This is a genomic window from Streptomyces sp. CO7, from assembly GCF_053474865.1.
The window spans coordinates 894760-901479 of record NZ_JBRIOU010000002.1 but is presented as its reverse complement, the minus strand read 5'-3'; the positions used below and the strand labels follow the sequence as shown (position 1 = coordinate 901479).

At 74.9% G+C, this 6720-nt stretch carries 5 protein-coding genes; all 5 read right to left on the bottom strand.

Annotated features, from left to right (window positions below; genetic code table 11):
* Window positions 1-85: 85 nt before the first annotated feature.
* On the bottom strand, window positions 86-2062 hold the full coding sequence (locus tag ACOV8S_RS06095; RefSeq protein WP_448316514.1) for a DUF5107 domain-containing protein: 1977 nt from the start codon (window positions 2060-2062) through the stop codon (window positions 86-88).
* 47 nt (window positions 2063-2109) lie between these two features.
* Complete coding sequence (locus ACOV8S_RS06090) at window positions 2110-2664, bottom strand: GNAT family N-acetyltransferase (protein ID WP_448317375.1); 555 nt, start codon at window positions 2662-2664, stop codon at window positions 2110-2112.
* Between the two features lie 41 nt (window positions 2665-2705).
* Window positions 2706-4814, bottom strand: a complete 2109-nt coding sequence (locus ACOV8S_RS06085) for a SpoIIE family protein phosphatase (RefSeq protein ID WP_448316513.1) — start codon at window positions 4812-4814, stop codon at window positions 2706-2708.
* 150 nt (window positions 4815-4964) lie between these two features.
* Entirely contained in the window at window positions 4965-5888 is a 924-nt protein-coding gene (locus ACOV8S_RS06080; protein ID WP_448316512.1) for a S66 peptidase family protein, read from the bottom strand.
* A gap of 7 nt (window positions 5889-5895) precedes the next feature.
* A partial coding sequence (locus ACOV8S_RS06075) for a prolyl oligopeptidase family serine peptidase (protein ID WP_448316511.1) occupies window positions 5896-6720 on the bottom strand: 825 nt, incomplete at its 5' end.

The window sequence follows — 6720 nt, the reverse complement described above, 5'->3', positions numbered from 1 at the left end:
GTGGTCGGTGTGCATGGGTCCCCTCGGATTCGGTGCCGTAACCTCATCCGCGTCCCCCTGGCCGGGTGACCGAAACGGCCGGGGCTCACTCCGACGGGCGCATCCGGAAGTCGTGGCGGGCCGGCAGGGGCTCGTCCGTGCAGGCGGCCCACAGACGGCTGACGGTCTCCGAGCCCTCCCGCAGGTCCGCCACCTCGAAGTCCTCCTCGAAGACGGCACGGGCGGCGGCCGGCCGACCCTCGGCCAGCAGGAGTTCCACCTCCAGCAGCCGGAAGCGGCCCCGTTCCCGCGTCCGGGCGGGCAGCCGCTCCCAGACCTCACGGGCCCGGGCCGTCCGGCCCACGCCGAGCAGCGCCTCGGCCGTCTCGCGGCCCAGCGCCGCCAGGGCGGGCTCCCACCTGTCGGTGGCGGTCGCATCGCTGCCCTCGGTCGCGCGGCACAGGGCCTCGAAGGCCTCGTCGTAGCGGTCCGCGGCCCGCTCGGGGTGGTTCTCCTCCTGGTCGGCGACCGCGGTGCAGCGCAGCAGGGCCCAGTGCCCGGGCTCCGCCTTCAGCCCGCGCTCCCAGCTCCGCACGGCCTGCGCGCGGTCGCCGGCGTGCCACTGGGCCAGGCCCAGGTGGTACTCGGCGGTGGCGGTCGCGGCGGCGGTCTCCAGCATGTCCCGCCAGTGCGGCGCGACCGGCGTCACGTACGGCGGGCCGGCCTCCGGGTCCTCCTCGGGGAGCGTGCCCTTGCGCAGCAGCTCCAGCCAGGGGCGCTGCTCCTCCCCCAGCGTCTCAGGGGCGAAGGGCGTCCCGGGCAGGCTGAAGCCGCCGCGCAGCACCTCCAGCGCGCCCCAGCCGGAGCCGGTGGCGAGCCGCTCACCCGGTTCGGTGTCCGCGGCCGGCGCCCAGGCGGCGTAGGCGGCCTCCACCGCGGCGCGGGGCAGCACCGCCTCCAGCCGCTCCTCCGCCGAGCCCAGCGCCCGGCCCCAGTCGTCGCCGTGCGCCGCGGCCGGGTCGACGTCCAGCGGGCCGTACGCCTCCAGCCAGGACACCTCGCTCTCGGCGTCCAGCCTGACGTGCTCCAGCTGGGTGCGGGCGAGCCCGGCCTGGATCTCGCAGTAGCCGCCCGTGCCGGGCTCGGTCAGCCACTCCTGCCAGCGCCGCCCGCCCGGGCCGCTGCCCCAGACGAACAGCTTGCGTCCGCGCAGCGTGTCGGTGGAGGTCTGCACGAGCCCTTGCCCCGCGTCGTCGAGGGCGGCTATCCACCCGCGCCGCCCCTCGGGCACGTCGTAGAAGTAGTCGGCCGGGAAGACGCTGTTCAGCGGCCGGGTGCGGTCGACGCCGTCGTAGGCGGGCACCTCCACCCGGCGCAGCCGCCGTGTGTAGCCGAAGTGCCAGGCGGCGTCCGCGGGGGCGAGCACCCGGCGCTCCTCGGGCACGGCGATGTTGGACCACCAGTAGGTGGGGACCGGCCGCTCGTGCGGGTTGCGGATCCGCACGCCCACGTACAGGAAGTCGGAGCCGTCCGGCAGCCACAGGTCGACCTGGAACGGCAGGTCCCGCAGCCTCTCCCACTCCCACAGCCGCAGCATGACCCCGCCGTCGGGCGCGGTGACCCGGGCGGCGTGCAGCGGGGAGCAGGACAGGGCGGTGTGCCCGGTCGCGCCGATGTTCCACTCGATGCCGCCGGAGAACCAGGCGCCGTTCAGCGCGAAGCAGGCGGGCTGCAACACCGGGTTGCGGTAGAGCAGTTCACGGCCGGTGGGCTTGTGGACCAGGGAGGCGATCCTGCCGCCGAGCGTCGGCAGCACGGTGACGCGGAGCCGGTCGTTCTCCATGACGACCGCCTCGAAGGGGCGGGGCTCGCGGCGGCGGTCGTAGCCGTCGCGCACCCGCTCGGGGAGCAGTCCGGTCAGCGGGGCGTACCCCATCTGCCGGGCCATGTCCGGCGGCAGGCCCTGCCGGTCGCGGTCCTCGACCTGGTGGACCTCGTCCAGCGGCCTCAGCGGCGGCAGGGGGTTGTCGGGACCCAACTCGGCGGCGGGCAGCGTCAGCACCTCACGGCGGATGGTCGTCACCCGACCATGGAAGCGGCCGGACGGCTCCGGCGCCAGAGGCCGGTCGGTCAGTCCTGGATCATCTCCGCGGTGATCGCCCAGCGCTCGTGGTCGCGCCAGGCGCCGTCGACGAAGAGCATGCGCGGGGAGAACCCCTCCTCGGCGAAGCCGGCACGGCGGGCGAGCGCGATCGAACGGGTGTTGCCGGGCTGGACGTTGATCTCCAGCCGGTGCAGGTTCAGCGGCGGCGCGAAGGCGTACCGCACGAGGGTCCGCAGCGCCTCGGTCATCAGGCCGCGGCCGGCGGCCCGCGCGAACGCGCCGTAGCCGAGGGCGCCGGAGCGGAAGGCGCCGTGCACGATGTTGTTGATCGTCACGTACCCGGCGAGGGCGCCGTCCTGCGTGCGGTCGCAGACGAGGAAGCTCTCCTTGTCCGCGCTCTCCACGATCCGCCGCACGTAGGCGCGGAACGCGTCGGGGGTGTCCGGCGGGAACAGCCACGGGTGGTGCAGCTCCCGGCTCTCCCTGGCCCGAGCGGTGAACTCGGCCTCGTCGGCGAGGGTGAGGGGGCGCAGGCCGATGCGGTCGGTGACGGCCACGTACGAGCTCTCGTGCATGGGGATCACCCTAGTGGCCGGACCGGGGACTTCCGCCGCAGGTCAGGTCAGGTCCCCGGCTCCCGCGTCGCTTCCGGCAGGGGGAGGTCCACCCAGAGGATCTTGCCCTGCGCCGTCTGCCGTACCCCCCAGTTCCGGCCGATGCGGCCCACCATGAACAGCCCTCGTCCGCCCTCGTCCGTGTCCTCGGCCATGCGCAGGCGCGGCGCCGCGTCGTTGGAGTCCTCGACCTCGCAGATCAGGGTCTCCGCACGGATCAGCCGCAGGGTGAGGTCCCCTTCGGCGTACCGCACCGCGTTGGTGACCAGTTCCGTGACGATCAGCTCCATGGTGGGAGCGAGGCCGTCCAGATCCCACCGGGCCAGTTGCTCCCTCGTCGACCGGCGGGCCTTCCCGGCGCTGCGAGGATCGTTCGGCAGCGTCCAGGTCACGGTCTCCTCACCCGGCTCCAGCAGGCGGGTGCGGGCGAGGAGCAGCAGGGCGTCGGCGGTCAGGTCCTGCGCCACGAGAGCGCCGACGACGTTGTCGCACGCCGAACGCAGGGGCTGGGCGCTCTGCTCCGCCAGCAGGCGGGCGAGCTCCGCCTCGCCGGCCGTACGGCCCTCCAGCAGGCCCCGGCTGTACAGGGCCAGCCTGCTTCCCGGGGCCACGTCCCGCCGTGCCGCGAGGTAGGAGCCCGCGCCTCTGCCCAGTACGGGACCGGCTGTGAGGGTCAGCGGGACGGGCGCTCGACCGGGCTCGGCCAGCAGGGGCGCGGCATGTGCCGCCGAAGCGGCCTCGCAGGTTCCGTCGACGGCGTCGTACAGCACGTACAGGCAGGTGGCGGACAGCGGACCGTCCTCCGGCGGTTCCCCGGGTGCCGGGGAGGAGCCGGGGTCGGCCTGCTCGAAGGCCAGGCGGGTGGCCAGCATGTCGAGTCTGCCGAGCAGTTCCGCCGGGTCCAGGTCGAGGGCGGAGAAGGCGTGCACCGCCGTGCGCAGTTGCCCCATGGCTGTCGCCGCGTGCAGCCCTTCGCCCCGGATCTCGCCGGCGACGAGGGCCACCCGCGCCCCGGACAGCCTGATGACGTCGTACCAGGAGCCCACGGTGGAGCCGGGAAGGTGCGTGTGGACCGCCTCCACCGCGACGGAGGTGTCCGTCCGCCGCGGCAGGAGCGCGTGCTGGGCGATCCTGGCCGTCGTGCGCTCGCGCGTGTGCAGGCGGGCGTTGTCGAGTCCGAGTGCGGCGTGCCGGCACAGTTCCGCGACGAGCTCGGCGTCGTCGGCGGTGTACGCCTCCGGGGTGCTCGCCCGGCAGAGGACCGCGATGCCCAGCACCACGCCTCGCGCGGCGAGCGGCACCACCAGGGCGGAGTGCACGCCGGCCTTCCGTACCGCCTCCGCGCGGGCCGGGTCCCGCGTGAGCCACGCGGCGTCGCTGTCGAGGAAGGGCACGATCCGCGGCTCGAGGTCGGAGAGGGCGAGGGCATGGGGCGTGCCGCGACGCATCACCCGCACACTGCCGACCTCGTGGGTCGGGCGTGCCGTCGACGTTCCCCTCGACGCGAACCCGGCCCTGCGCACGGTGGCGGGCTCCGTCAGGGGGCCGGGAGGGGGCGCCTCGCCGTGCAGGACGGAGTCGAGGATGTCGACGGTCACGACGTCCGCGAGCACCGGCACGGCCACCTCGGCCAGTGTCTGCGCGGTCCGCAGGACGTCGAGCGAGTCGCCCAGCCGGGACCGTGCGCGGTCGACGAGCACACGCCGCTCCGTCAGCGCCTCGCGCGTGCGGTCCACCGCGACCAGGGCGAGAGCGGGCACGGATCCGTCGGCCTCCCTCAACGGGACGACGGTCAGCGTGAGGGGGACCGGGCTGTCGCCGTCCTGTGCGGCCGGCAGCTCGTGGCGCACGTCGTGGACGGCCTCCCCGGTGGCGGCGACGTCACGCAGCAGGCGCCGCACCCGGGGATCCGACAACGCGTGCTCGCGCCAGCGGCGCCGCGTCGCCCCGAGTGCGTCACCACCCGCGCCGCCCGGCCGGAAGTCCCCTTCGCCGAGATCCGCGTCCACCACGTGCAGCCCCACCAGCGGCCCACCGGCCGGCGCCTCGAGCAGGCCCGCGACCACGCCTTCGGCCCTCGGCCCGAGATGCTGCGCTCTTGTGTTCGAGGAACCCACGGCCACGAGCCTCCCGGACACGGAGCACACCACCGACAATTCGCCCTGCTGCGCCGATGCTAAGGACCGGCGCGGGGGCTGCCTCACCGGCGCGCCGGTCGGCGGCGCGCCGGTCGGCGGTGCACCGGCCTCGTCGCGGCCGGGGCGGGATCAGGCCAGGGCCGGCCGGTCCAGAGTAAGGGTGCGGGTCTCGGTGTCCAGGGTGGCGGTGACGCCGAAGGGGATGGTGAGGGCGCCGTCGCCGTGGCCGAAGCCGAACTCCTCGGCCACGGGGACGCCCAAGCCGCCGAGCCGGTCGGCGAAGAGGGCCCGCAGCTCCTCGTAGGGGCCGCACCCCAGCCAGGATCCGAGCACCACGCCGGCGACCCCGTCCAGCCACCCGGAGCGCAGCAGCTGCGTGAGGATCCGGTCCAGCCGGTACCGCTCCTCCTCGACGTCCTCGAGCATCAGCAGCCCGCCCCGCGCCCCGGCCCGCGCGTGCGGCGTGCCCAGGTCCGCGGCGAGCAGGCTGACGCAGCCGCCGAGGGTGACCCCGCGGGCCCGCCCGGGCACCAGGGTGCCGCCGGACCCGGTGATGACCTGGGTGGTCTCCGGCTCGAAGAGGGTGGCCCGCAGGTGCTCGCGGGCCTTCTCGTTCTTGAGGAAGTCGACGCCGGCCGCCATCGGCCCGTGCAGCGTGACCAGCTCCATGCGGGTGGCGAACGCCTCGTGCAGCGCGGTGATGTCGCTGAAGCCGACGAAGACCTTGGGCCCGGCGGCCCGCATCGCGGACCAGTCGAGCAGGTCGACCATGCGCTGCACGCCGTACCCGCCGCGCGCGCAGATCACCGCGTCGACGGACGGGTCGCACCAGGCGGCCTGGAGGTCGGCCGCGCGGTCCGCGTCCGTCCCCGCCAGGTACTCGAACTGTGCGTGGCGGCCCCGGACGTGGGGCATCACGACGGGGTCGAGCCCCCAGCCGCGCAGCAGGTCGAGCCCGCCCTGCAGCCGCTCGTCCGGCACCGGCCCGCTGGTGGCGACGATCGCCACCCTCGCGCCCGGCGCCAGCCGCTTCGGTCTGGTCGACTCCCGCACGTCTTGCCTACTTCCGCAGTTCCAGCACCGGCACGTCCGGCGCCTCGAAGCCGAACACCTGGGCGTACAGCGACAGTTCCGCCTCCAGCGCGCGGACCATCGTATCGGCGCGCCGGAACCCGTGGCCCTCGCCCTCGAAGGCGATGTAGGCGTGCGGGACGCCCCGCCCGCCGGCCCGGACCCGCTCGAGGAACCGCTCGCTCGCCGCGGGCGGGCAGATCGGGTCCTCCAGCCCCTGGAGCAGCAGGAACGGCGCCTCGATCCGCTCGGGGCTCTCACCGGGCGAGCGCTCGAGGTACCGCTCGGGCACCTCGGCCAGCGGGCCGACCAGGGACTCCAGGTAGCGCGACTCGAAGTCGTGGGTCTCCCCGGTGGCCCACGAGGTCAGGTCGAGCACCGGGTAGATGACGGTGCCGCAGGCGTAGACGTCGGTGAAGGCCAGCGAGGCGGCGGTGGTCCAGCCGCCCGCGCTGCCTCCGCGCACCGCCAGGCGGCCGCGGTCGGCGACGCCCTCCTCGGCGAGGGCGAGGGCGGCGGCCGCGCAGTCCTCGACGTCGACCACGCCCCACTGCTCGCGCAGCCGGTTTCGGTACTCCCGTCCGTAGCCGGTCGAACCGCCGTAGTTGACCTCGACGACGCCGATGCCGCGGGAGGTGAAGTAGGCGATCTCCAGGTCGAGCACCATGGGCGCCCGGCTGGTGGGGCCGCCGTGGGCCCAGACCACGTACGGCGGCAGTTCGCCGTCGGGGCCGGTGACCTCGGGGTGGTGCGGCGGGTAGACGTGCGCGTGCACCTCCCGGCCGTCGGCGGCGGTGAAGACCCGCTCCTCGGG